23 protein-coding genes and 1 pseudogene are annotated in these 25,791 nt (G+C 58.0%); 17 read left to right on the forward strand and 7 right to left on the reverse strand.

The annotated features are described in order from the left end of the window. Nucleotides 1-493 precede the first annotated feature (493 nt). The 3 genes from ABIZ35_RS24365 to ABIZ35_RS24375 all read right to left on the reverse strand — a co-directional run bounded on the left by ABIZ35_RS24365 (nt 494) and on the right by ABIZ35_RS24375 (nt 2,525). Nucleotides 494-907 (reverse strand): nuclear transport factor 2 family protein, encoded by a 414-nt coding sequence (locus ABIZ35_RS24365; RefSeq protein WP_348222530.1) that lies wholly within the window; start codon nt 905-907, stop codon nt 494-496. A 77-nt stretch (nt 908-984) separates the two neighbouring features. Beyond that, a complete protein-coding gene (locus tag ABIZ35_RS24370) occupies nt 985-1,587 on the reverse strand; it encodes an NAD(P)-binding domain-containing protein (RefSeq protein ID WP_348222531.1) in 603 nt (200 codons plus the stop codon). A 185-nt stretch (nt 1,588-1,772) separates the two neighbouring features. Next, nucleotides 1,773-2,525: a glucose 1-dehydrogenase gene (locus tag ABIZ35_RS24375; RefSeq protein ID WP_348222532.1), complete on the reverse strand. Its 753-nt coding sequence runs from the start codon at nt 2,523-2,525 to the stop codon at nt 1,773-1,775. Between the two features lie 141 nt (nt 2,526-2,666). On the opposite strand from ABIZ35_RS24375, the gene ABIZ35_RS24380 reads away from it, so the two are divergent. The 3 genes from ABIZ35_RS24380 to ABIZ35_RS24390 all read left to right on the forward strand — a co-directional run bounded on the left by ABIZ35_RS24380 (nt 2,667) and on the right by ABIZ35_RS24390 (nt 5,480). Beyond that, nucleotides 2,667-3,242 carry a TetR family transcriptional regulator gene (locus ABIZ35_RS24380; RefSeq protein ID WP_348222533.1) on the forward strand — a complete coding sequence of 192 codons (576 nt, stop codon included), beginning with the start codon at nt 2,667-2,669 and terminating at the stop codon, nt 3,240-3,242. 244 nt (nt 3,243-3,486) lie between these two features. Next, complete coding sequence (locus ABIZ35_RS24385) at nt 3,487-4,479, forward strand: Gfo/Idh/MocA family oxidoreductase (protein ID WP_348222534.1); 993 nt, start codon at nt 3,487-3,489, stop codon at nt 4,477-4,479. Beyond that, complete coding sequence (locus ABIZ35_RS24390) at nt 4,479-5,480, forward strand: Gfo/Idh/MocA family oxidoreductase (protein WP_348222535.1); 1,002 nt, start codon at nt 4,479-4,481, stop codon at nt 5,478-5,480. Before ABIZ35_RS24385 ends, ABIZ35_RS24390 begins: the two co-directional genes overlap by 1 nt. Before the next feature lie 118 nt (nt 5,481-5,598). On the opposite strand, the gene ABIZ35_RS24395 is transcribed toward ABIZ35_RS24390, so the two are convergent. Then, the gene (locus tag ABIZ35_RS24395; RefSeq protein ID WP_348222536.1) at nt 5,599-6,120 is read right to left on the reverse strand and encodes a hypothetical protein; all 522 of its coding nucleotides are present in this window, start codon (nt 6,118-6,120) and stop codon (nt 5,599-5,601) included. Nucleotides 6,121-6,708: 588 nt separating this feature from the next. On the opposite strand from ABIZ35_RS24395, the gene ABIZ35_RS24400 reads away from it, so the two are divergent. The 5 genes and pseudogenes from ABIZ35_RS24400 to ABIZ35_RS24420 all read left to right on the forward strand — a co-directional run bounded on the left by ABIZ35_RS24400 (nt 6,709) and on the right by ABIZ35_RS24420 (nt 12,420). Then, a complete protein-coding gene (locus ABIZ35_RS24400) occupies nt 6,709-8,202 on the forward strand; it encodes a sugar ABC transporter permease (protein ID WP_348222537.1) in 1,494 nt (497 codons plus the stop codon). Nucleotides 8,203-8,238: 36 nt separating this feature from the next. Continuing rightward, nucleotides 8,239-9,105, forward strand: a complete 867-nt coding sequence (locus ABIZ35_RS24405; protein ID WP_348222538.1) for a carbohydrate ABC transporter permease — start codon at nt 8,239-8,241, stop codon at nt 9,103-9,105. Between the two features lie 15 nt (nt 9,106-9,120). Then, complete coding sequence (locus tag ABIZ35_RS24410; protein ID WP_348222539.1) at nt 9,121-10,497, forward strand: extracellular solute-binding protein; 1,377 nt, start codon at nt 9,121-9,123, stop codon at nt 10,495-10,497. 116 nt (nt 10,498-10,613) lie between these two features. Continuing rightward, complete coding sequence (locus ABIZ35_RS24415; protein ID WP_348222540.1) at nt 10,614-11,969, forward strand: deoxyribodipyrimidine photo-lyase; 1,356 nt, start codon at nt 10,614-10,616, stop codon at nt 11,967-11,969. Further along, nucleotides 11,966-12,420: pseudogene (locus ABIZ35_RS24420) on the forward strand (DUF4385 domain-containing protein). The gene ABIZ35_RS24415 and the pseudogene ABIZ35_RS24420 overlap by 4 nt, the downstream one beginning before the upstream one ends. Nucleotides 12,421-12,447: 27 nt before the next feature. Here the strand turns inward: ABIZ35_RS24420 and ABIZ35_RS24425 are convergent. Continuing rightward, nucleotides 12,448-13,332 (reverse strand): polysaccharide deacetylase family protein, encoded by an 885-nt coding sequence (locus ABIZ35_RS24425; protein ID WP_348222541.1) that lies wholly within the window; start codon nt 13,330-13,332, stop codon nt 12,448-12,450. Between the two features lie 189 nt (nt 13,333-13,521). On the opposite strand from ABIZ35_RS24425, the gene ABIZ35_RS24430 reads away from it, so the two are divergent. From ABIZ35_RS24430 to ABIZ35_RS24440, 3 genes are read left to right on the forward strand one after another with little or no spacing between them, the layout of a single operon-like run. Further along, nucleotides 13,522-14,763 (forward strand): hypothetical protein, encoded by a 1,242-nt coding sequence (locus ABIZ35_RS24430; RefSeq protein ID WP_348222542.1) that lies wholly within the window; start codon nt 13,522-13,524, stop codon nt 14,761-14,763. 47 nt (nt 14,764-14,810) lie between these two features. Further along, entirely contained in the window at nt 14,811-14,942 is a 132-nt protein-coding gene (locus ABIZ35_RS24435; protein ID WP_348222543.1) for a hypothetical protein, read from the forward strand. A 48-nt stretch (nt 14,943-14,990) separates the two neighbouring features. Next, entirely contained in the window at nt 14,991-17,342 is a 2,352-nt protein-coding gene (locus ABIZ35_RS24440) for an ankyrin repeat domain-containing protein (protein ID WP_348222544.1), read from the forward strand. Nucleotides 17,343-17,523: 181 nt separating this feature from the next. Here ABIZ35_RS24440 and ABIZ35_RS24445 read toward each other — a convergent pair whose 3' ends face one another. Then, nucleotides 17,524-18,012, reverse strand: coding sequence for a hypothetical protein (locus ABIZ35_RS24445; RefSeq protein WP_348222552.1), 489 nt, complete (start codon nt 18,010-18,012; stop codon nt 17,524-17,526). Between ABIZ35_RS24445 and ABIZ35_RS24450 the strand changes: the two genes are divergently transcribed. The 6 genes from ABIZ35_RS24450 (at nt 17,926) to ABIZ35_RS24475 (ending at nt 23,567) form a co-directional block, all read left to right on the forward strand. Beyond that, nucleotides 17,926-19,206 carry an ankyrin repeat domain-containing protein gene (locus ABIZ35_RS24450; protein ID WP_348222550.1) on the forward strand — a complete coding sequence of 427 codons (1,281 nt, stop codon included), beginning with the start codon at nt 17,926-17,928 and terminating at the stop codon, nt 19,204-19,206. The two genes, ABIZ35_RS24445 and ABIZ35_RS24450, sit on opposite strands and share 87 nt — an antisense overlap. Next, a complete protein-coding gene (locus tag ABIZ35_RS24455; RefSeq protein WP_348222545.1) occupies nt 19,203-20,969 on the forward strand; it encodes an ankyrin repeat domain-containing protein in 1,767 nt (588 codons plus the stop codon). Before ABIZ35_RS24450 ends, ABIZ35_RS24455 begins: the two co-directional genes overlap by 4 nt. Before the next feature lie 16 nt (nt 20,970-20,985). Further along, the gene (locus tag ABIZ35_RS24460; RefSeq protein WP_348222546.1) at nt 20,986-21,252 is read left to right on the forward strand and encodes a hypothetical protein; all 267 of its coding nucleotides are present in this window, start codon (nt 20,986-20,988) and stop codon (nt 21,250-21,252) included. Between the two features lie 129 nt (nt 21,253-21,381). Further along, nucleotides 21,382-21,675 carry a hypothetical protein gene (locus ABIZ35_RS24465; RefSeq protein WP_348222547.1) on the forward strand — a complete coding sequence of 98 codons (294 nt, stop codon included), beginning with the start codon at nt 21,382-21,384 and terminating at the stop codon, nt 21,673-21,675. Nucleotides 21,676-21,757: 82 nt separating this feature from the next. Continuing rightward, nucleotides 21,758-22,957 carry a DNA cytosine methyltransferase gene (locus ABIZ35_RS24470; RefSeq protein ID WP_348222551.1) on the forward strand — a complete coding sequence of 400 codons (1,200 nt, stop codon included), beginning with the start codon at nt 21,758-21,760 and terminating at the stop codon, nt 22,955-22,957. Next, a complete protein-coding gene (locus ABIZ35_RS24475) occupies nt 22,926-23,567 on the forward strand; it encodes an Eco29kI family restriction endonuclease (RefSeq protein ID WP_348222548.1) in 642 nt (213 codons plus the stop codon). Before ABIZ35_RS24470 ends, ABIZ35_RS24475 begins: the two co-directional genes overlap by 32 nt. 146 nt (nt 23,568-23,713) lie before the next feature. Here ABIZ35_RS24475 and lon read toward each other — a convergent pair. Next, nucleotides 23,714-25,791: endopeptidase La (gene lon, locus ABIZ35_RS24480; RefSeq protein ID WP_348222549.1), on the reverse strand; the 2,078-nt coding region annotated here is incomplete at its 5' end.

A 25,791-nucleotide genomic window follows, 5' to 3' on the forward strand; every position in this document is an offset into this window, starting at 1 on the left:
CAAGGAACCCGAAGACCTGTCCGCGCTGTACTTGCAGGTTCATGTCCTGCACGGCGACGAACGGTTTGGAGCCTCCGTAGACCTTACGCAGGTGGTCCGTCTGGATGGCGAGCGTGGATTGAGTCATGGTAGGAATATTATGCACTACGCAGGGATGTTTTGCCGTTGCGTTTACTATCCTAGGTTCCCAGGGCGCTGCCCTGGGCTCTTAATAGTTCGCCCCGTTGGGGCTGTCAGGGTAGACATGTAGGCGTGTATGGGGCGTACAACCTAATGCCATACATATTTTTCATCGAAGATAATATTATTTCGCTTAAGAAATGTCCTCGATAGAGTTAATCAGTACCACCGGGCAGCCCCGGTGTTGTTCAGCACGGCCGCCATGTAACTGTGTAACGCTTCCCGAACGCCATCATTCAAATTACCCCAGATATTACCCCTGGCTTGGACGAGCGACCCGCCATCCTTGAACGGTCCTAGCGCGTGCGGCGCATCAGGGCCTGGGGCTCGCGTCCACCTCGGAGGCCCGCGCCAGTGCTTGCGTGTCGATATACTCCCGGATGTTCGTCAGTTTGCCATTTCGAACGGTCATGGCGAAGACCCAATGGTCCTCGAACGTCTTATTCGTGGCTTTGACTTTCCCCGTAGCGAAGCCGACCACCAGAACCCGGTCTCCCTGCGCTACGAACTCGGGAGGCTCTGGGAATGAAGTTTCCAGCTCGGAAGACTTCTGAAGCAGATCCGCCAATCCCGCGTGCCCGCGGTGCACGCCGGCCAGCGCCCAGTCCTCGCCCGGAATGATCCACTCAACATCTTCGGAAGACAACGCCAGCAGACCTTGCTTATCGCCGCGGCCCATTGCTGCAAAAAAGTCCTTCACAATTTGGACATTCTCGTGTGTGCTCATCGAAATCTCTCCATTTTGTTTTCGTTGTTTTTTATGTTGAATTTACGCTCTTCCTCCAAAGCTAACATAGTCATCGATTACTGCTCCTTCTTGAACAAATCCTGGAAGATGAGCTGGCCCCAAGTGCGGCTGCGTGCGTGCACCAGCGCGCCACCCTCGTTGAGCTTTCCCAGCTCGACGGGCGCGAACCCGAGTTGTTTGGCCAAATCCGCCACAGGAGCGATCGCGTCCTCGTCGTCGCTCGACAGAAAGACGACCCGATAGCCGCCCTTGTCGACCGGATCGGCAGCCAGGGTGGCCGCAATCAGGTGATTGAAACCTTTCACGATCTTAGCGCCGGTGAACGCCTTCGCGACGAAGGCGGAGGACGGGAGGCCGTCCAGTTCCTCAACAGGAATTCCAAACGCGTTCGTCACGTCGATGACCGTCTTGCCTTTCCAGCTCGGCAGGGCCTTCGCAACCTCGCGATGTTCCCCGAACGGGACCGCCAAAAAGATTGTGTCGGCCTCGAGTGCATCCCGCAGCGACTTGGCGACGACCGTAGGTCCAATCGCCCCAGCCTGCGGCGCCAACGCCTCGGTCGGTCGGCGGCTCGCGACGGTCACGTCGATGTTTTTACGGGCGAAGGCCTGAGCGAGGGCCTGGCCCACCGCACCGAATCCTACAATTGCATAGCTCATGATATTTCTCCGATCTAATGTTAGAAAGTAAGGTTCGCGAAGCGAACATTGGCTAGGTCGCTCGCCCCATCGATCAAGTCCTGCGCGCACGCCTGGGAACGAGTAGCGACGGCGCTCTCGGCTCCGCGTACCGGTGGTCCCGCGACTGGCGAGGCTGGAGGGCCAAACGCGGGACGGCGTCGGCGTCAGACCTGCGCCATGCCTCCGTCGACTGGGAGATCCACGCCGGTGATATAGGAACTTTCATCGGAGGCGAGGAACGTGACTGCTGCCGCAATTTCCTCCGGCATGCCTCTGCGCCCCATTGGGATCTGGGTGGTGAACTGTTCGGCCGCTTGCTCGGCCTGTTCGGCGGTGAGGCCCGTTGTCGTCGCTAAGGCTGGGGTATCGATTGCTCCGGGGCTCATCGAATTCACACGGATCTTGCGGTCTTTCAATTCCAGAGTCCAGCCGCGCGCGAAGTTGCGCACAGCCGCCTTGCTCGCGGCGTAGGCGGTAAACCCTGGGAGTCCCAACACGTTCGAGACTGAGGAGTTCAGGATAATCGAGCCGCCGTCTTTGAAAAGGGGAAGGGCCTTTTGCACCGTAAAGAACATTCCCTTTACGTTGACGTCGAAGGTCTGGTCGAAATGTGCCTCGGTAGCCACTGCGAGCGGGGCGATTGTACCTGCGCCCGCATTCGCGAAGAGTACATCGATGTGACCATGTTTCTCTTTCACGACGGCATAGAGCTGGTCGAGATCTTCCAAGCTTGACACGTCGCCCACGAACGTCGTAACGTTTCTCGTGATGAAGGCTGCGGCCTCCTTCAGCTCTTTCTCTCGTCGCCCGGTGATCACGACGTGCGCGCCTTCTTCCACGAAGCGCTTGGCTGTGGCCAAGCCAATCCCGCTGGATCCCCCCGTGATGACTGCAACCTTACCGTCTAGCTTTCCCATGATTTTTCTTTTCCTTTCGTGGCGTCGTACTGCGCCTCTATTGCCATATACACAAATGTGCGGTATCATATGGGTCAGTGACCCAGATACGTATTCTATTATGAGGGTCATTGACCCGTTTGTCAAGAGGATTTAAAATTTATGCGAGCCGACGCCAGAAAAAATCACAGCCATTTGCTTGCGGTCGCGTGCGAAGTCGTCACCGAGCAGGGCGCCGACGCCTCCATGCGAGAAATCGCCCGCCGGGCCGGCGTCGGGCTGGGCACCTTGCAGCGCCATTTCCGGACGCGAGAAGCCTTGTTCGAAGCTCTGCTGCATTTGCAGGTGGACGCACTGACGCAGAAGGCAGCCGAACTCGAAACGTCGAGTTCCCCTGACGAAGCACTGGTGTCCTGGTTTCGCGAAGGAGTGGCGTTCACTCATAGCTATAGCGGTGTCTGCGCCTTGCTGGCGAGCGCCCATGCGGACCCGGACTCCGCGCTTCACGCTTCAAGCACAGCGCTCCAGTTAGTGGGCGCGCGACTCCTGTTCCGTGCCCAGGCCGAGGGAACGGCGCGCGCCGATATGGATGGGGTCGACCTGTTCGCCCTGATGTCGGCGCTCGCCTGGCTCGTCGACCAACCCGGATTCGCGCCACGGGGGGATCATCTCTTTCACCTCATCGCGAGCGCCATCCTGACAAATCGGCCGAGCAGTGATACCAAGAAGGCAGCGTAACAGAGTGCAGCGAATTGTTGTCTGCATTGCGTTGGATGGCGTTTGCTATGCCCCGCGCCGACAACCCTATGCACAAAAGTCTTGGCAAAGGTGATGGTGATGGGAAGCCGGGCCGGATGTAGAACGTGTGTTATCATGCCCTGGGAATCAGGTTCTGTTCTGGTACAATCGCCGTAAGACTACAGCTTCCCCGCCGCTCGTGAAATCTCAAATCCCTGCGGCGTAATCAAAGGACGATCACTCTATGACTTATCGTGTGGCGCTGGTGGGCGCCGGCAACATGGGCGGGTGGCACGCCACGCATTGGAAGCGGATGGAAGGCATCGAAATTGTCGGCGTGCTGGACCCGCGTCAGGACGCGGCGGCGGCGCTGGGACCGGCGTTTAGCGATTGGGAGACGATGCTGGCGATGGCGAAGCCGGATATCATCGATATCTGTACGCCGACGCCCAATCACCGGGAGTATGTGGAGCGGGCGGCGGCGGCCGGTAAGGCGATCTTTGTCGAGAAGCCGCTTTCGCGCAGCATGGAGGATTGCGAGGCGATTGTCGCGGCGGTCGAGAAGGCGGGCGTGCCGGCGATGGCGGGGCATGTCGTTCGGTATTTCCCGGAGTTCGCGGCCGCGAAGAAGATCATTGATGAAGGCGGGGTGGGAACGCCCGCGACGGTGCGCACGGCGCGGCTATCTGGGTTTCCGAATATCACCGGGCGGGAGAACTGGTACGCCAACCCCGACAAGAGCGGCGGCGTGGTGCTGGATATGATCCTGCATGACTTCGATTGGCTGCGCTGGACCTTCGGCCCCGTGAGGAGCGTCATGGCGAAGGGACTCTTTGGGAGCAGCCGCTTTGACAAGGGCTTAGATTATGCGCTGGTGACGCTGCGCTTTGCGTCGGGCGTGGTGGGGCATGTGACGGGGTCGTGGGCGCACCCGAGCGGCTTTCAGACGACGTTTGAAGTCGCGGGCGATAAAGGCCTGATCGCGCACGACTCGCTCAAAAGCGTCTCGCTCTCTTCCAGCCTGCGCGGCGCGGAAGGGGGGCGCGCGGCGGTGATTATGCCGGAAAGCCCGATGATCCCCAACGACGATCCCTATTACCAGGAACTGAACGCCTTCGTTCAGGCGCTGCGCGCCGGCATGACGCCGCCGGTCACCGTGTACGACGCCCTGGAGGCGGCCCGGATCGCTCTCGCCGCACTGGAATCGATCGCGACCGGAAAGGCGGTAACCCTCTGATGACCACGACAAGCAATCCATTGAAGATCGGAATTCTGTCTTTTGCTCACGGGCACGCGCAGTCGTACGCCAGTGAGATCGCGGCGCGGCGCGGTGCGACCCTGGCCGGCGTCTGGGACGCCGACGCTGAGCGCGGCCGCGCGATGGCGGAGCGCTATGCCACCACGTTCTATCCCATCGAAGCCGAACTGCTTGCGCTGGGCCTGGACGGCGTGGTTGTCGCCAGCGAGAACATTCATCATCGCCGGCTCACCGAGTTGGCCGCAGATTCAGGGGTGAAGGCCGTCGTCAGCGAAAAGCCGCTCGCCACGACCCTGGAAGACGCCCGCGCGATGATCGACTACTGCGCCGCGCGCGGCGTCAAGCTCGCGACGGCGTTTCCCTGCCGTCACTCGCCCGCCTTCCAGCGCCTGCGCGCGCAGGTCGAGGCCGGAGCCCTCGGCGACATCCTCGCGGTTCGCGGGACGAATCGGGGAACGATGCCCGGTGGCTGGTTCATCGATCTGCCCCTTTCGGGCGGCGGGGCGGTAATCGACCATACGGTCCATGTCGCCGATCTGCTCTGGCTGCTGCTTGGGAAAGAAGCGACGGAAGTCCACGCCGAGATCGGCAATGGCTTCTATCATGAGGGGTACGACGACACGGGATTCTTGACCATCGGCTACGAAGGCGGCGTCTTCGCCACGCTCGACACCAGCTGGTCTCGGCCCAAGACCTTCCCGACCTGGGGCGACGTGACACTGCAAGTCGTCGGAACCAGCGGCGTGATGGACCTGGATATGTTCGGTCAGCAGCTCGAACACTACGAGGATGCGACTGGCCGTGTTACATGGCCGGGCTGGGGGAGCAGTCTCGACGGCGCGCTTGTCGACGGTTTCCTCAAACTCTGCGCCGGTGAGGACGCTCCGGACATCGCCACCGGCGAAGACGGCCTGCGCGCCCTAGCGATCGCCCTCGCCGCCTACCGCGCGGCCGAGGCGAAGCAAGTGGTGACGGTGTGAGGGGCCTATCCCCCCATCGAGCTAAAGCTCGCTTTCCCCCTTCCCACTGCGAAGCAGCTTGCAGGGAAGGGGGAAAAGCGCTTCAGCGCCGGGGGGTTAGGCAGCGTTCGGTCGTCTCTCACAATTGCGGCAGGGAATATCCGGGCAGGCGATCCCCTTCGGGGCTGTACGTGAAGTTGCGCGGGCGCAGGGAGCACATGCCCAGCCATTCCAGGCGCACGGTTCCTTTGCCCGATGGATTTGCGATCTCCTCGCCGCGCTTGAGAAACACCAGTTCGGTGCAGCCGCACTCCAGGCATCGGGGAGGGGAGACGCGCTGACGGCTCCACGATCGGCGAAGCTCCAGGCGCTCGATCCGCTCGGTCAGGTCGTTGAAGCGCTCGCGGACGCGTGGGCGGTCCGTGCGGCCCTGTGTGACCCGGCGCAATTCACGGCGGCAGGACTCGATCTGCGCGTCGACTTCGCTGACCGGCGTCACGACTTCGCCTTCGGTATAGGCGCGGCAGGAGAAGCAAAAGACAGGGTGACGCCAGACTTCGAGCCGGTAGCCGTCGTTCAGCAAGTACTCGTTGCCGCGCGTGCCGCGCTGAACGCGAAAGTGCCCGCCCGGCGTGAAGATCAGCTTATAAACTCCCGGCAACGCTTTCCTCCCTCCATCCTCGTTCCTAATTTCTACGCATCACGATAATTGATTATGTTTCCATAAGGGGCGTTTCGGCAAACAACGAAAGTCGATCTCAGAAAATTTGCTCGCAGCTGAAAACCAAAAAAAAGCGGCTCGCCCTGAGGACGACCGCGTTCCGTTCACCTTAATTTTGCGAACGTGAATATATTATTGCATGAATCGAGGGAAATGTCAATATGAAAATCAAATTGAGGATTTTATCTGCATTTCATGGTAAAGATATCTTGTACTGGTAAATTTATGGAGAGAATACTGTAAGGATCGAATGAGCCAATGGATTAGGTTTGAATAATTGTTTCGTATTTGTCTCAAAATAAGTTTCGGTGCAGTGGGTCTTATTATTCCGCAAACCTCCCCAAAAATACTGGGATATTCTTGATTTCTTGTGTCATACTAAAAGATGCTGGAGCGTTAAAGCGCCCTTTCGGTTCGCCTAAAGCGACTTAAGTCTGCACTGTACGATCCTTTTGCAATTATTGCTGTTTTTGGTGGCGTTTGGTGATGTTTGGCGGTAAATTTTCGGATGGCAATGGAAAACAGACCATGAATTTTCAACAAGTCCAGCAGAAACAGCTGGCTCCCAGAGCTAAGGTCAAAGCCAAGACAGCCGCGCGGGGTGGCGGGGCCGGCCGGCGGGAGCGGGCGGCGATTCTCACGGCGCTCGCGTTTCTGCTTCCGAATTTGATCGGGTTTCTGGCGTTTACGTTTTTCCCGGTCATCTTTTCCCTGTGGATGTCCTTCACCAACTGGTCGCTGAAACCCGCCGTCAAATTCGAGTATGTGGGTCTGCGCAACTTTACCGATCTTCTCGGCGTGAACGCCACAGGGCCGGGGGCGCCGGCGGTGCTTGCCGGGTTCCTCGTTTGCGCGCTCGCGGTCACCGTTGCGCTGGTGGGCGCGCTGTGGGCGAATATGGCGCAGTGGCGGGGCATCAAGCTGGGCGGCGCCCTGCTCGCGCTGACCGGAGCCGGCTTTGTCTTCGTGGGATGTACTCACTCACTGCAGGGCCTGGTGCTGGGCGGCGGAGCGGCCCTGATCTGTGGCTGGAGCATGGCGGCGAAAGACGCGCCCTGGGAGTTTGGGCGCGGAACGCTGCCCGGGCTCGTGCTTTCGGCCGGGGCGATTGGTCTCTGGCTGCTGTCCGGCGCGATGACGCACGCCTATCAGCCGCGCGATCCTTACTTCTGGCAGTTCTTCTACAACACGATCTTCCTGATGATCGGCATCCCGTTTGGGATCGCCGGATCGCTGGCGCTTGCCCTGCTGCTGCATCAGGACCTGCCCTCCGGAGAAGCGCGGCAGCGGGTCGTCGGCGCGGCGACCATGCTCGTCATTGGTCTTGTGATGGGCGGGGTGATTTGGACGCAAGGCAATCCAAACGCGGGCTTGATCGTCGGCCTGCTCTGGCTGATCGCGGCGCTGGGGATCGGGTTCAATGTGGTGGCGTTCCGGACGCTGTTCTACTTGCCGACCTTCACCGCCGGCGTCGCCTTGATGATCCTCTGGAAGGCGCTTTATAACCCCAAGACCGGGCCTATCAACGTCGGCCTGAACGCGATCTTCCACTCGCTGGGCATCCACGCGACCGCGCCGGAGTGGCTGGGCGACGTCGCCTGGGCCAAACCTGCACTCGTTTTGATGGGAACCTGGACTTGTATTGGCGGCACGAGCATGCTGCTTTATCTGGCTGGCCTTTCCAACGTTCCCAAAGAGCTGACCGAAGCCGCCGACATCGACGGCGCGGGGCCATGGGCGCAGTTCCGCCATGTGACCTGGCCGCAGCTGGCGCCGACGACCTTCTTCATCACGATCACCAGCATCATTGGCGGCTTGCAGGGCGGGTTTGAGCAGGCGCGTATTATGACCGCCGGCGGCCCGGCGGGATCGACAACGACGCTCAGTTATTATATTTACAACAAGGCGTTCCAGGATCTGGACATGGGGTACGCCTCGGCGATCTCCTGGATCTTGTTTGTGATCGTCTTCGCCGCGACGGCGCTCAACTGGAAATTCGGCAAGGGCCTCGAAGTCGATTAAAGATTCGCTTCCGGCCTTTGGCCAAGGAAAAGATGGATGACTAATAATTTTGCGTCGCGGCGGCGCGTCTCGCTGACCTGGCGCCTGGCGCTCCTTTCGGTGCTGGGCCTGATGATCTCCATGCCGTTTGTGTGGATGGTGGCCTCGTCCTTCAAGCAGCGCGCCGAGGTGGAGCAGCCGCAGATTGTGCCGCATCACGCCACCGCGCACAACTATCCGATCGTCCTCACACTGGAAAAGGAGCCTGTCCAGAACAAGAAGCTCGACTTGCAGTTCGGACGCTGGTACTTCAACTCGGTATTTATGGCCTTCGGGACCACGCTGCTCCAGGTGCTCACGAGCGCGCTGGCCGCCTACGCCTTCGCGCGGCTCAAATGGAAGGGAAGGGATCAGGTCTTCATGCTGTATCTGGCGACCATGATGATCCCCAGCGTTGTCCTCACAATTCCCAACTTCCAGGGCATGGTTTCGCTGCACTTTATCAACACCTATCATGGGCTGATTATCCCGGTGGCATTTAGCGCTTTCGGGACATTTCTCCTGCGGCAGTTCATGATGTCGGTGTCGCCGGCGCTGGATGAGGCGGCGACGATCGATGGCGCCAATCACTGGCAGATCTTCTGGGACATCGTGATGCCGCTCGCTCGCCCGGGGCTGATCGCGCTGACCGTCATGACGTTTCTCGGCAGCTACCAATCGTTCTTCTGGCCGCTGATCATGCTCAACGACGGCCAGCTCTTCCCGATGTCCGTGGGCATGATGTCGCTGGACACCAGCTACGGGCGTCAGACGGAGCTGATCATGGCGGCGACTGTGATGAACATTGCGCCGCTGATCATCGTTTTCAGCATCTTCCAGAAGTATCTGGTCAGCGGTCTTCAGCTCGGCGGCGTGAAGGGTTAAATCTAGGTTTACGGAATGAAGAAGCTTTTTTCAATTTGCGCCGTGCTGTTTGTCGCGATGTACGCGGTCGCGCAGGCGACGATGGTTCATCCAAAGGAAGATGGCAAGGTCCATCTGAAGTGGGCCACGGACCCCAATCCGGCGCGCGTCGTGCAGACTAGCGCCTTCGGGACGATGTTTCCAGACACGGCGGTTGCGGTCGATCCCAACGCCAGTGGAGACTCCACCAAAGTCATTGTCCAGTGCGCCACCGGCACGGGGGCGGACCTCATGGACGTGACGGCCGATAAGATGCAGTCTCTGGTCGAGGCGGGCATTTTGCTGGATCTGACGCCCTACGCGAAAACCCTTGGCTTCGACCCTTCGCACACTTACCCCTCTCTGCAGAAAGCCCTGCTTGTGGAGGGAAAGCAATACGCGTTCCCATGCAATGTCGCGGTCGACGCCATTGTTTTCAACAAAAAGATCTTTGACGACCACGGCGTGGCTTACCCGAAGCCCGACTGGACGTATGACGACTTCGTGCGTGTCAGCAAGGAGCTTCAGGATAAGCCCTCGAAGGCGGGCAACAAGGATATCCCCTTCGCCAACAACGATGGGAACGGCTTCGTCAATAATGCGATCGTCGGCTGCGGCGGCCAATACTTCACCGCCGACGGGCTGCACTCCACCCTAAACTCCCCGGAAGTCATCAAGGCGGTACAGCTTTACGCCGACATGATGTACAAGGACAAGGTCATCCCGACTCCGATGGACTCGGCGAATATGTCCGCACAGGGCGGGTGGGGATCGGGCGGTCTGACGATCTTCTCCGGCGGCAAGGCGGCGATGGTCGAAACGGGCCGCTGGTATATTTGCCAGCTCCCCAACTTCCCGGAGATGCAGGGACATATTGGCGCCGTGCCGCTTCCGCGTGTCGGCGATCGCCCGTCCGGCGGAGCCTGCGGAGCGCGCGGGGCGGGAGTCAACGCCAAAAGCCTGCATTGGAGGGAATCGCTGAAGTTCCTGCAGTATCTGGCCAGCCCCCAGTACAGCAAGATCATCGTGGACGACGGCGACTCGCTGCCGCCGGATCCAAACCTAGCCTCCTCCGGCAAAGCGCTGGTCAACGACATCGTGCCCGATCCTGAGTTCCACCAGGCATTCGTCACCGCGATCAACAACGCCAAACCGATCCAGTACAGCCCGTTTATCGACGCGGCGATCACGAGCCGCTGGTACACGGAATACGTCCAGAAGGTGGAAAACCGCATCCTGACTCCGCCGCAGGCCATGAAGATGCTGGCCGCGCAGATCGATCAGCAGATCCGCACCAACTTAGAGCGCCGCCCGGACTTACAGAAAAAATACGAGCAGGTCACGGGGAAGCAATACACGCCGGACTGGTCTTAAACTCACTCATCCCCTCTGGGAACACGCAAGCGCCGTCCGGCGTTATTCGAAGGAATAACGCTGCGGCGCTTGCGCCGTTTCCGTCCCAGCCTTCCGGCTTAGAAATCGATCCGCATATGAATCCCACGCGCATCCGGCGCTTCAACTCACACGAGTACGCCGGCGGTGGCCGCCCTGTACTCTACTGGATGGGGCGCGAGCATCGCGTCCACGACAATTGGAGCCTGATCGCCGCTCAGAAAATGGCTCACGAGCATGCCGTTCCTCTGGTTGTCGTTTTTACCCTTGTTCCCATCTACCTCGGCGCCACGATCCGGCAGTACGGCTTTATGTTGCGCGGTCTGCAAGACGTTGAACAGGGCCTCCGAAAACTCGATATTCCATTTTACTTACTCATGGGCGATCCCGAAACGCTGATTTTAGAGTGCGTTAAGAAGTGGGACGTTGGGGCAATTTTCGCCGACTTTCTGCCGCTGAAAATGCCGCGCCATTGGAAGATGCGCGTCGCCGAACAGGTGACGATTCCCATATTCGAAGTTGACGCGCACAACGTCGTTCCCGCCTGGGAAGCGTCGCCCAAACAGGAGGCCGGGGCGTACACGATCCGTCACAAGCTGCGCAAGCTCTGGCCGACTTATTTGGAAGAGTTCTCGGATGTTGAGCGGCAATCGACGCCCTGGTCACACGACTGCAAAGCGATTGATTGGGACGCGGCGCGCTCTTCGCTGCGCGTGAACATGGATGTCCCTGAGGTGAAGTGGGCAATCGGCGGCGAGGTCGCCGCGCAGGCCGCGATGGAAGAGTTCCTCACGCATCGGCTGCGCGGCTACGCCGCGCAGCGCAATATCCCCGGCCGGCCTGGGCAATCCGATCTGTCGCCCTATCTGCACTTCGGGCACCTCGCTCCGCAGCGGCTGGCCCTGGAAGTCCCCAAATCCAACGGTACGGAAGACGATAAGGCTGCGTTTCTCGATGAACTGCTCGTGCGCCGGGAATTGACCGACAACTACTGTCTTTACAACAAACAATACGACACGCTGAGCGGCGCGACCGACTGGCCGCGCAAGACGCTGGATGACCACCGCGCCGACCCGCGTCCGTTCGATTACACGCGTGAACAGCTCGAAAACGCCGCGACACACGACGACCTCTGGAACGCCGCCCAGCGGGAGATGGTGTACCGGGGCAAGATGCATGGGTACATGCGCATGTACTGGTCCAAGAAAATCTTAGAATGGACAGCTGCGCCCGAGAGCGCGCTTGCGCACGCGATCTATCTCAACGACAAATACTTCCTGGACGGCCGCGATCCGAACGGCTACGCCAACATCCTCTGGTCGATCGCCGGCCTGCACGATCGACCATGGATGGAGCGCCCAATCTTCGGCAAGGTCCGCTATATGAACCGCAAGGGCTGCGAGCGCAAGTTTGACGTTCAGGCCTATATCGACTACGTGGACAATCTCCCATGAGCTTCGATTATTCGCTCGACTACAAGACAATCGATTTTCGAGAGCATCCCGAGCTCTACCGTGTCGGCATCGGCGAGCAGGGCGTGCTGATGGTCGAGCCATACAAATCCGAGATCCTGCCCCACTGGCGCTTCAAAACTCCCGAGATCGCCCAACAGTCCGCCGACGAAATCCGGGCGCTCTTCGACCGATACAAAGCAGCAAACGACTTCGTCGGCATGGACATGGCCCGCAAGTTCCTCCAAATGGGATACACCGCGCCCGCCGCTACGCAAACCATCCCAGCGGCCGCAAGTACGTGAAGGGCGAGGTCGCGCCCCAGGCCAAAGACTGGGCGACAAGCGAGAAAGCCGAGTCGGCGCGGATCTTCTATGGGATCTGGCAAGGCGTGCGTGACGATCCCGAATACCAGCGCCTGCGCGCGGAGCATATCACCCGGCATGGGAAGTAGAAAAGAAGACGTTTTCACTGCCTTCTCCTACTTGATCATCTGCTCGATGGTCACGAACTCGTAACCCTTGCCTTTCAAATACTTGAGGATCTGCGGCAGCACGTCCACTGTCTGCTGAATGCCGTCGTGCAGCAGGATAATTCCGCCGTTGGTGACATGGTCCAGCGTGCGTGTCTCGATCACATTTGAGCCGGGGCTGGCGTAGTCGCCGGGATCGTCGGTCCAGAGGATCATCTTGTAGCCGAGCGCCTCGGACGTCTCGGCGACCTGGCGATCGTACACGCCGCCGGGCGGCCGGAAGATATGAACGGGCTTGCCGATGATGCGCTCCAGCACCTCACCACATGCCTTGATCTCCGTGCCGACATACTCCTGCGGGATCTTGATCAGACTGACATGGTCGTAGGTATGGTTGCCGATGGAATGGCCCGCCGCGACCTCCGCCTTAATCAGCTCTGGGTACTTCTCCGCCTGTTCGCCCACCACGAAGAACGTCGCCTTGACGCCGTTATCCTTCAGAACCTTGAGCAGCTGCGGGGTATACGCGGGATGCGGACCGTCATCAAATGTCAGGGCGATCTGCTTGCGTGTTGGGTTGCCGCGCGTCAGGATGCTGAAGCTCAGACCTCGGTCCAGCTCCGTCTCGCGCTGCGCGATCAGCTCCAGCGTGCTTTTGTAGATCTCCGTCTTGGCGTTCAGCCAGTACTTATCCCGCTCCGCTTTGACCATCAGCAGCGACGCGTTTGCCGAAAGCGCGTTGGGCGACGAGTTTAGCGGCAGTCCGGGCTTGGGAAGAACGGTCGTTTCGGGAGCTGTGCCCTTTGCCTTGGTCTGTTCCGGCGTCTCGGCTCCTGCGGGGAGGGCAAGCGCGGCGAGTATGAGAACGATGAACCATCGTGCAGGGCGTGTCATAGGGTCCTCTTCCGAGATGAATGAGCGTTACACAGCGGACTGCTACAGTGTTCCATATTCACAGTGATTTCTCACAAATTCAGACACGGATTTCGGCTTCGCGTTTTGATCCTTGCCTGGATTGGGTATCGCCTTTTCGGCTCACTCATGAGCATCTGCTTGTTCAGTTGGACGGAAAGGGCGATATCAATGGCGCCGATCTCACGATACTTTTCGCCTCTCACGGCCGCTTTGGCAGTCTCGGCTCTGTTGCCCATCTGCCCCTGTGCGCTTCTCACTCCCGCCGCCGCGCAGAGCGCGCCCGATGGGTGGCAAACCACTCGATCCGGCGCGGACCGAGTCTTCACGCCGCCGGATGTGCCCGACGGCGAATATTTCACCATGACCGTCAAACCTGCGGCTTCGCTTGCGTCGGATAGCCTGCGCTCCTGGATGGCCGACCAGATGGACGCCGACAGCGCACGTCTGGGAACCGTCGCCAGTCCCGGCTCGATTACGGAAAATACCAAGGGACGCTTTTATCTCTGTACGCGAGGAATACGGACACCCTCCGGGATAAGCCGTGTTGTGGCGTACATGGCCGTGCGCCGCCCTGGCGGGAAAGCGCAGCTTATTCGCGTGCTGACTTCGCCGAAGCGCGAAATCTATATGGCGTACATGAAACCGTCGCTGAAGCTCGTGATGGGGCTCTCGGGCGCTGATTCAAGCCGTGTGGCGCACGACACGCCTTCCGATTCCGGGGGCGGCTCGGGAAGCTCCAAACCCAGACCGCTGTCGCGCATGGCGCAAAACCGCCTGCAATACACGACGAAGCCTGGCGCGGGCGTGAAGTCGTCGCAGATGGAAGGCGTGTTCATCTATCAGACGATGGAAGGGGGCGTCGGCGGCTATATGTATGTCGCCTATGAGCCGCTGCTTGCCTTGAAAGACGGCACATACTACGAAGATTTGGATGTGCCGCCGGCGGACTTTAATGTTGCCGCAGCGCGCCGCCTGCGTCCCAAGGCGTGGGGCCGCTGGCGCCGCGTGGGAGGCGCTTATCAGACCTATTCGGAGAAGGGCGGCTGGGAGAAGGAGCATTGGATACGCTCCGGTGCGGGAACCGGTCTGAAGCTTTCCGGTTACTATTCGCACCTCGGCGGCGGCGGCGATACGGCCTATGGCGGAAGCACCGTCATCTCCTACGTCAACGAATTCACCTTCCATTCCAATGGCCGCTTTGAAGGGGGCGGCTCATCCGGTCTTTCCAGTCCCAATATCACCGTCGGTTCCGAACGGAAGTCGCCCGGCGGAACTTACCAGATCGACGGATACACGATCACCATGCGCTTCAACGACGGCCACGTGGAGCGTCGTTCGTTTGCGCTTGCGGATCCGAAGAAGACAGACATGATCTACTTGAATGGGACTTCGTTTTTGTTGAAAGATTGACCTTGATATGGACAAGCCGCCGTTCTCATAGAAGAAAGGACCCTCTGATGGCGTTGCTTAGTCCCTGCGGCGCTGCTCGCCTATGCACAGAGCACCCCGGCGAATCGGACTCTGGGAATGGACCGAGGGAGACGCTCTGGTTCGAAGGCGCGCAGATGGAGCGGGATACGGAGAAGTGAAAGGGGTTGTGATAGACAGCCGCCAACCATTGTGAATATAATTGAGTCATGTCTGATAATAAGAAATTTTTTCAACGACAGGACATTCACGCACTCCGTTCCCCACTGGAACATAACAGCGCCCTTGCATTTACGGCCGCAAAGAACTCGGATGAAGCGGCTCTTGCTCGGCTTCTTCAAGAGTATCCGGAGATCATCTCAGTGCGGGATCGTGAAAATGACGCCCTGCTTCATCATGCCGACAGCAGCATCATCGTTCGTCTGCTGATCCGCCATGGAGGCGATGTCCATGCATCAGGATGCGAAGAAAACACGTCGCTCCATAAGGCTGCGTCCAAGGGAAATGTCGTTCTTGTACAAACATTGCTTGAGAGTGGGGCGAACGTTCATGCACGGAATCAGCATTCCGCCACTCCCTTGCACTTTCCGGCGCCGGTGCGCAGTGATGGACACGCCGCTCAAGTCGCGCGGATATTAATTGCCGCTGGGGTTGATTTGGAGAGCGTTAACACATTCCAGCACACGCCGCTTCTTTCCGCCCTGTTCCAAGGCTTAGAAGCTGTTGCGGCGGTGGTTGTTGACGCAGGCGCACGTGTTGATGTTCGAGCTGCGTACAGTGAGACTGCGCTTCATATCGCCGCTCGCAAAAGGCTGCTTCGTATTATCCCGCTTCTTGTGAAGGCGGGCGCGGATTTGGAGTCGCGGAATGAGTTTGGAGAAACCGCGCTTCAGGTGGCGCTTGGCGAAGGATATGACGATGCTGCGAGAATCCTCCTAGAGGCGGGAGCAAAAAATGAGGCGCCGATAAACATGAAAATTGTCCCCAATGCGATTGGATGGATGAGAAGGACACCGCTGCACGAGGCGGCTCAGGTTGGAAATAAAGAGTTAGTCCGTACTCTCATCGACAACGGCGCAGATGTTCATATGCGCGATGACAAGGGGAATACTGCGCTCCATTACGGAGTGAGCGCGGATCAAAGGCAAAACGTGGTTCCGATTACGGAAATGCTGATCTCCGCCGGCGCGGACGTGAATGCGTTCAATCTTCAAAAGTCGACGCCGTTACTGGAAGCGCTCATCTTGGGCGGCGATGATGCGGTCGCCATGCTGCTCGTCGCAGGCGCGCAATGGGATGTCCAAGATAGCGCCGGAAATACGGTCATTCACCTTGCCGCAATCAGTCGCCAGCTGCAAAATTTACAGTGGTTTTATGATGCAGGCGTTGATTTGAATGCGCAGAACAATCGGGGCGAAACAGCCCTGCACATGGTGTGCCATCGCGGAATGCTCGGGGCCGTCAAACTGCTTTGCGGGCTTGGCGCCGACCTGTCGATAGCCGACAAATCTCAGATGACGCCTTTGCATCGGGCCATGGATATGTCGCGCTCAGAGGTCGTCCAATACTTTCAATCCCTCGAAGCTGGCCCGAAAGAGGGCGAAGTCATTTCTTTTTCGATCCAAGCGCATTCCGTCCGACGGGAGGCGGTTTCGTTTGCGCAATTTGGAAGATTAGCCCGTTGGAGAGAGCAAAACGGATTGGCCTCAATCGCTGCGTACGTAGAAACCAATAATAGCAAATTTGTCTCCATCCATCTCTCTCCTGGCGCCGATGAGTTCTTATTGCTTCGATCCAGCGGTGAAATCGAAGTCCGTGATTGGGAAACGCTGGAAGTTTTACGAACCTTTGAAGGCGTTGTGCCAGATGCGGAGAAGATGGCTTTGAGCGCCGATGGGACGCAGCTTGCGCTGGCTGAGAGTGATATGGAAGAGATTTCCGTGATGGAATATCCTTCCTTGAAGGAAGTGAGCAGATGCCCCACGGGAGAAGGAACGGGAGGACTTGCGCTTCACGCCGGAGCGAAACGCGTCGCCGTGGGACGCGGCTTTCAGGGGCATAATGATATCGTTTGGTTCGATACGTCACAGTCCGTTCACGATGAAGATTCCGAGAGAAACCTGAGCAGCAGCGCCTTGTGGCACTCGTCTCTGTGCTTCAGCTTAGACGGAACGAAACTTGCCGCTGCGGTTTGCGCTCAGTATGCACGAAGCGGCGATGCTCAGGCGAAATACGTGGCCCTGGAGATATATGAGCTCGCAACGGATCGTCTGCTCTGGTCAACGCCGAAAACCATGATCCCCTTTCCAGAACCGCTCTACGGCCGATGGCTGCCTACATTCACGGCGCCGATTTTTCTTGATGACCAGAGGCTGCTTTGGGGGACGCGCCAGGGCCGTCTTGAAGTCTATAACGTGGAGGATGGAGCCGTTCTTTCCAGCGTCGTCGTGAATGAGGGCTTGCCGCTGTATTCGGCGTCTGTTGGCGCGCAGGGCGACTTGATCTGGGTCGTCAAGAGCCATGGGGAGGTCGCTGTTTTGCCGTCCGCCGCTTTTCTCTAAATGCTGAAGTCGCCTGTTGGGCCGAAAGAAATCGATGGACGAAATATTGGATGATAATCAGCCGCTTTCTGGGAACGAAATCCACCATCGCCAGATGGAGATGAGCGGCGCTCTGGCGTTTGCGGCCGCGAAAAACTCGGATGAGGCGACGCTCTCCCGAATACTGCAAACGATACCTGAGCTAATCACGGCGCGAGATCATGAGAATAACACTCTCCTGCACTGCGCCGACAACAGCATCATTGCGCGAGTGCTGATTCGTGCGGGCGCTGACGTCAACGCTGTCGGCCAAGATGAAAACACTCCCCTGCACATCGCGGCGAGCCTTGGGACTACCGAGCTCGTGCACGTATTGCTTGAGAACGGAGCGAACGTTCATGCGCGGAACTGCTACTCCAGTACGCCTCTGCATTTCCCAAAACCAATACGCGGCGCTTCGCTCGCGGCCCAAGTCGCGCAGATGCTGATTAGCGCCGGCGCGGATGCCGAGGCATTGAATACATTCCAAAAGACGCCGCTTCTCGAAGCCGCCTCCCGAGGTTTCGAAGTGGTGATATTCGTACTTATCGATGCTCGCGCCCGTGTGGGCGCCAGCGACAACAATGGCGATACCGCGCTCCACTACGCTGCCCAAAATCGCTGGCGCCGATGTATTCCATTCCTGATTCAATCCGGCGCCGATATCAACGCGCAAAACCGCTTTGGCGAGACGGCTCTCCATAGGGCGGTAAGGGCGGGAGATGCGGATATGATCAAACTTCTGGAAGAATTGGGGGCCGATAGCGAACTGCTCAGCCACACCCAATTTACCGCTATGCGTCTTGCGATGCAAGCGCCTCAGCCCGCGTTGATCCAATATTACAAGTCCATCGGGCGCCTGCCTCCGGCGGAAGTGACGTTTCCTTTTATTTTACGGGCGCATTCCGAGCGTCGGGAGGCAATTGGCATCTGCTCATCCAGCGTCCTCGCGCGCTGGCGCCAGAGTGACGACGGTATCCAAATCGCCGCATATGTGGAAACGAGCCTCGGCCGCTTAGCAGACGTGCGCCAAATCCCAGGGACAAACGAAATCTTGCTGCTCGGAGGGCAGGGAACCCTCGAAGTTCGATCCTGGGATACGCTGGAGTTGGTTCGCTTTGTGAACAAGGGGTGTCCTTATGCAGATTGTTTCGCCATCAGCGCTGATGGAAGTCAGCTTGTGTTTGCGCCGGTCCACAGCATGTCCGTTCGAATTGCTGCATTCCCGTCGCTGGATCTGCTGGGCGAATACTGGTTAGAGGAAGAGTGCGCTTCTCTTGCGGTCCACGCCGAAACAAAACGATTTGCCGCAGCGGAAATAAACAGTGAGTTCGGATTTGCAAATTTTGCTTGGGTGGATACGTCTCAAGGACAGGGGGATGCAGGAAATCATTTCCTGAAACGCCATGCTCCTTATCATCCCCTTCCGTGCTTCAGTCCGGATGGTCGAAATCTCGCTTTTGTGGGTGAAGAGGACGGTTCCAATAATAAGTCATTTGCTGTGCTGGAAGTCTATGACTTGACCGACGATCGGCTGTTATGGTCTTTGTCCACAGAAATTCCATCTTTGGCGACTTCGAAATTCGACTTTGGAGCAACTGCCTACTCCACGCCGATCTTTCTGGACGATCAGAGAATTCTTTGGGGAACTCCAAATGGAGAATTGACTGTGTACAATGCAGAAGATGGCGCGGTTCTTTCCAGTCTGCTTGTTGGCGACGGCAGTCCGCTGTATTCTGTTTCCGTTGGCGCGCAGGGAGAATTGATTTGGATGGTGGATAGCCAAGGCAAGATCGCCGTCTATCCGATGACGCGCTTGGCTGACACAAAGGGAATCGTAGAATGAGCATCAAAGGGCAGACGCCGGACGATGGGACTCCAGATGCCGTTAAGGCCGTCCAGGAGTCCGACTTAGAAACGCTGAAGCAACTTGTTGAAGAGCGCCCGGGGTTACCGTTATCTTACGACCACTACGGCAGAACCCTGCTTCACTTTGCGCGTCATGGGAGTATTGCGAAGTTTCTCATTGACTGCGGAGCCAATGTCAATGAACTTGGCTGGATGGAAAGCACTCCGCTTCATAACGCCGCCGGGCTCGGAGATATCGATGTGGTGCGAACACTGCTGGAGAATGGCGCCGACGTCAACGCGCCATACACTCAGCTATTGACGCCTTTGCATTCCGCAAGCGGCAATCGTAGTGAACACGGCCCGCAAATCGTCCAAATGCTGATCGACGCTGGGGCGGACATTGAGGCGACTACCACATCTGGAGTGACGCCTCTTCTGGAATCTCTCTTTCGCAGCGCCGAAGAAAATCTCCCTGTCCTGCTCGCCGCCGGCGCTTGTATTGATGTCCGCGATCTGCGAAGCGGGCACTCGGTGTTTCATTACGTGGCCATACACGGGCTGCGAAAGAGTATTCGTCGCCTCGTGGAAGCTGGCGCGGACTTAAACGCACAGGACAAACTCGGCGACACGGCGCTGCATCTCGCTGTTCGGAAAGGGGATGTTCATATTGTTCAGCTTCTTTGTGAAAGCGGGGCAGATCGCGGTATCGCAAACGTCTCGTGTTTGACGCCGGTGCTGCTGGCGATGGAGCTGCCACAGCTGGTGATCGCGGAATACTTTCGATCACTCGGAGACCGCTTTTCGCCCGGCAAAATGGTTTCTATTTCCGTTCACGCGCATTCCCTGCGCCGCGAAGCCATCTCTGTTGAGCGCGGCGGCGCCCTGGCGCGCTGGGGAGAGCAGGATGGACGCCCACAACTCCTTGCGCGCGTCGAAATCGGTCGTGGCGCGCTCCTCAAAGTCTGTGCTGTTCCCGAAGCTGATCAGCTTTTATTACTGTTTCCCTCCGGTAAAATTGAACTGTGGGATTGGAACAGTTTAAAGGTGCTTCATTCCTTCAAAGGCGCTTTGCCAAAGTCAAAATTTATGGCTCTGAGTGATGATGGCGCTCAAATAGCGGTGATTGAAATGGGGGGTGAAGACGCATATGTACTGAAATATCCATCGCTAGAGCTCATTGGCGATTATGCTGGTGGAGAATATCCGCAGTCGCTTGCCGTGCACGCCGATGCGCCTCATCTCGCCGTAAAACGCCGCTACCAGGAGGCTATTGAGCTTGAGTGGTTTGACACCTCCTTACCCTTCGATGAAGATCTCGATCATATTCTCAACGCCAACGAGGCGAAAGAAACATACCTGGCCTTCAGTCCAGACGGAATAATGCTGGCGTCGGTGGAATGGGAGCCACGCGGTTCGTTTGAAAGAGACGCCTCGCTTTGTGTCTACGATTTGACTTCGGACAGCTTGCTATGGACTTTGAAAGTAGAGATTCCTATTCCGGGCGGTATGCTAGGTAATTGGTGGGGGCCGCCTTACACCGAACCTATCTTCCTGGACATGGAGCGAATCTTGTGGGGCAATCCGAACGGCGCCCTTGAGGTCTACAGTGCGCGAGATGGCGCCGTTCTCTCCAGTGTATCCATTGACGAAGATAAGCCGCTCTACTCGGTATCCGTTGGCGCAAATGGCGCATTGGTGTGGGCCGTCAAAAGTGATGGAGATGTTGTGGTCTGTCCGGCAAGAGCAGTAATGGGCTGATGTGGAGGAGAATGTGATGATATCCGTCACGGTCGAGTTTGCAAAAGATAATCTTGAAGAAGTCTGGGAGATGACGAAGCAAGGGCCAGTCGAGATTCGCGACGGCAATGTGGTGATTGCGGTGGTGCTTTCGCCTGAGGAATATCAGCGCTTAAGTTCCGGGCGCGGACGCTTGGGGCGTCCGCGCCAGATTGGGCTGATGGCTGAGCAGTTTAAGGGGTTCGATACGGATAAGTTGCTGAGTGTGGATGTGTCGGATGCGTTTAGCGAGCATACACTGTAAAAGCCTTCTAAGAAATTTTTTCAAAGCGTTCCGGAATTTGAACGGACGTGTGAGTGTACTAAAGGAGCAGGCTTGAGGCGTACAATTGGAGGATAAACGGGTAGGAATGGCGTATGGGAGAATACGCCAATGGCGACCACGCAATGCCCGCCTTCTTCTGATTATCACGGCGATACCTTAACTCCAGTGCAGCGTAGTGAACGCATGGGGCGTGTGCGGGGCCAAAACACAAAGCCTGAGATGGCTGTGCGGAAGCTGCTGCATTCGCTGGGCAATCGTTGTCATCTTCACACCGCCGAATTGCCAGGAAAACCCGACATTGTGTTTCGAAAGCGCTGCAAAGCGATATTTGTGCATGGCTGCTTCTGGCGTCTGCACGAGGGCTGGACTCGAAATCAAGCCGCTTTACGAGACGCAGGGTAGCGGGTGCTGGTAATATGGGAGTGTGAAGCCTAGCGAACGGACTTGCTGCGCAAAAAACTCATCGAATTTTTGGAGGCGTAAATTGAGATCAGTGGAGTTATTTGCCGGCGCGGGCGGTTTGGCGATGGGCGTGTCGAAGGCTGGATTTACGCATGACGCCGTTATCGAGTTTAACCGTGAGACGTGCGTTACCGTGCGTGAGAACCAGGTGCGGGGCATCGAGCCGGTAACGCATTGGCCTCTGCACGAAATGGATGTGAGTCTGTTTGACTATCGCTCGTTGCAGGATCGCATCGATCTTGTGGCGGGAGGCCCTCCCTGTCAGCCGTTTTCGATGGGCGGGAAACATCGGGGGCATCTGGACGAGCGAAATATGTTTCCCGAGGCGGTTCGATCCGTGCGTGAATTACGCCCAAAAGCGTTTATCTTTGAAAACGTGAAAGGGCTGCTGCGCGAATCGTTCAGTACGTACCTGGAATATATTATATTGCAGTTAACTTTCCCGGAGATAACTCGTGGCGTTGACGAGACTTGGGAAGACCATCAGCGTCGTCTGGAGCGCCAGTATACGGCGGGGCGTGTTCATGGTCTTTCCTACAACGTTGTCTTTCGATTGCTCAATTCTGCGGATTATGGTGTTCCTCAGAAGCGCGAGCGTGTTGTGATTGTAGGATTTCGGAAAGATCTTGAAATCGAATGGTCATATCCAGAACCGACACATAGCCTTGACGCTTTGGCGCACGCGCAATGGATATCGGGTGAATATTGGGAAGAGCATGGAGTTTCGCGCTCAGATCGTCCTCTGCCTCCTTTAAGATTGCGTTCCCGATTGAACCAGTTGCATTTTGACCTTCCGCTTTCGTCCCCAACACGCTGGCGAACGGTTAGAGACGCAATTGTGGGGCTTCCTGATCCGCGATCTTCGGAAGCGGAGAGCTTCTTGAATCATCGATTTATGCCTGGCGCACGCTCCTATGCGGGACATACTGGAAGCCCATTGGACGAAGCCGCTAAGACGTTGAAGGCGGGCGACCATGGCGTGCCTGGCGGTGAAAATATGGTTGCGCTGCCTGATGGCTCCGTGCGCTATTTCACCATTCGGGAAAGCGCACGCCTCCAGACATTTCCCGACAACTATGTCTTTCCAGTCAGCTGGTCGGAAAGCATGCGGCAGTTGGGTAACGCAGTACCAGTCACGCTTGGTCATGTAATCGCTAGCAGTGTCCGCGCACGATTGGAAAGTGCTCAGAATGTCGAATCCAAACGACCCGTCGCCGTATAATCCGCTGGACAAGGCAAATCTCGCGCGAAGCGTAGCCGACCAGCTTTTGGCGAAAATCCCTGAGCCGCTAGGTAAGATTACGCCGTTCCTTGGCGCCGGTGTATACGCCATCTATTACAATGGCGACTTTGTTGAATACGCCTCCGTAGCGAAGTCAAACACTCAGGGAGACTTTCTGGTTCCTATCTATGTCGGGAAAGCCATTCCTAAGGGAGGCCGCATCGGTGTCATTGACGCCGATGCGAAGCCCGGCTTGGTATTGTATAATCGCTTGCGCGAACACGCCGAATCCGTCGCTCAAGCGCAAAATCTAAGCCTAGAAGACTTCTGGTGTCGTTATCTTGTTGTGGACGATATTTGGGTTCCCCTTACAGAATCCATGCTCATCAACACGCATCGCCCCATTTGGAACGTGTCTCTCTCCGGGTTTGGCAATCATGATCCAGGGCGCGGACGATATGGGCAGAAGCGTTCTCCATGGGATACGGTTCACCCCGGTCGCACCTGGGCTGTAAGATGTGCGGATTATCCATTATCCGCAGAGCAAATCCTCACTGAGCTTCACAAACATCATGCGGTTACTGAGCCACAGGATGAAGAAATCCAGTAAACCACAAAATAAAATCAGCCCCCGCGCCGTAAGGCGCGGGGGCTGATCTCATCTCTCATTAGACCTCTTGCATAAGTGGGTAATCGCTGCTCTGCGCCCATCTACAGGCTTACCCTGAAATGGGACTTATGCAAGAGGTCTATTACTTACGCATTGTACGGCACGTTCGCCACGGCGTCGGGCGCGGGCGGGGCGCTTTCGCTCGTTTTGAGTTTCGTGTGGCCGTTCTTTTTGTCTTTGCCCTTGCCTTTGCGGACCTGGTCCATGGGGACGAGGGCGTTGTCGATGACGTCCTGGACGTTCTTGGCGAAGATGAAGGTCATGTCCTTGCGGAGCTCCGCCGGAATGTCCTCCATCAGGTCCTTGCGGTTGCGCTCGGGCAGGATGATCGTTTTGATCCCTGCGCGGCGAGCGGCCAGGACTTTCTCTTTGATGCCGCCGACGGGCAGGACTTTGCCCGAGAGCGTCACTTCGCCGGTCATGGCGAGCGCCGGTTTGATTGGGCGGCCGCTGAGCAGCGAGGCGATGGCCGAGGTCATCGTCACGCCGGCGCTGGGGCCGTCTTTCGGCACGCCGCCGGCCGGGACGTGGATGTGCAGGTCGGACTTCTCGTAGAAGTCGGGTTTGACACCCAAGGCTGCGGCGTGGGCGCGAACGTAGGAGAGGGCGGTTTGCGCCGACTCTTTCATGACGTCGCCCAGTTGTCCCGTGAGCTGCAGGCCGTGGCCGCCGTTCATGCGGCTGGCTTCGATGAAGACGACATCGCCGCCAACGGGGGTCCAGACCAAGCCTGTCACCACGCCCGGCTGCTCGGTGCGCTCCGCGATCTCTTCGTACTCGAAGCGCGGAGAGCCGAGATACTCTTCCACCTGCTTCTTGTCCACGACGACGGGTTCTGTGCGGCCTTCGGCGAAGGCGCGGGTCGCCTTGCGGCAGATCGTCGCGAGCTCGCGCTCCAGGTTACGGACGCCCGCTTCGCGAGTGTGGCCTCGCACGACGGCTTTCACGCCTTCCTCGGTGAAGCTGAGCTGCTCAGATGTCAGGCCGTGCTCGCCAACCTGCTTCGGGATCAAGTGCCGTTTGGCGATTTCGACTTTCTCCTCTTCCGTGTACCCGGACAGTTCAATGATTTCCATGCGGTCGCGCAGGGCCGGCTGGATGGTGTCCAGCATGTTGGCCGTGGTCACGAACAGCACCTTCGAAAGATCGAAGTTGACATCCAGATAGTTGTCGCGGAACGTGCTGTTCTGCTCGGGATCGAGCACTTCCAGCAGCGCGGACGACGGGTCGCCCCGGAAGTCGGCGTTGATCTTGTCGATCTCGTCGAGCATGAAGAGCGGGTTGTTCGTCTCCGCGCGCTTCAGGCCCTGGACGATCTGGCCGGGCAGCGCGCCGATATAGGTGCGCCGGTGGCCGCGGATCTCCGATTCGTCGTGGACGCCGCCCAGGCTGATCCGCACGAACTTCTTGCCCATCGCCCGTGCAATCGACTTGCCAAGGCTCGTCTTACCGACTCCGGGAGGTCCGACCAGGCACAAGATCGGCTGGCGCAGATCGCCCTCACTCTTGAACTTGCGCACGGACAGATACTCTAAGATGCGGTCCTTGACTTTCTCCAGGCCATAGTGGTCGGAGTCCAGAACAGCTTTGACCTCGGGAATATCGAGGTTGTCCAGCGTCGAGATCGCCCACGGCAGCGCGGCCATCCAGTCGACATACGATCGGGCCGAGGTGTACTCTGGCGCTCCCGGCGACATCCGCTGGAGACGGTCCAACTCGCGGTTCGCTTCCTTCAAAGCGTCCTCGGGCAGACCGGCCTCTTCGATCTTCTTTTGAAGCTCGTCCAGCTCCTCGCCGCGCTCGTCGCCCTCGCCCAGTTCTTTCTGGATGGCTTTGAGCTGCTCGCGCAGATAGTAGTCGCGCTGGGCCTTGCCCATCTCGCTCGCGACCTGACTCTGCAGGTTGGCGCCGAGCTCCAGGACCTGGGTCTCACGGGTCAGGAAGCCGAGCAGCTTGTTCATGCGTTCCTGCAGCGGCAGCGTCTCCAAAACGGCCATTTTGTCCTCGGTGGACAGGCGTCCGAGATGGGCTGCCATGAGGTCGGTCATGACATGCGGGGCCTCGATATTCACGATCTGTTTCAGTTCTTCGGGCATATCCGGCGACAGGTCGATCACCCTTGTGAAGAGCTGGCCGAGCTGGCGTTTGAGCGCCTCGATCTCGA

Source organism: Capsulimonas sp. (assembly GCF_039929585.1).
Taxonomy (GTDB): domain Bacteria; phylum Armatimonadota; class Armatimonadia; order Armatimonadales; family Capsulimonadaceae; genus Capsulimonas.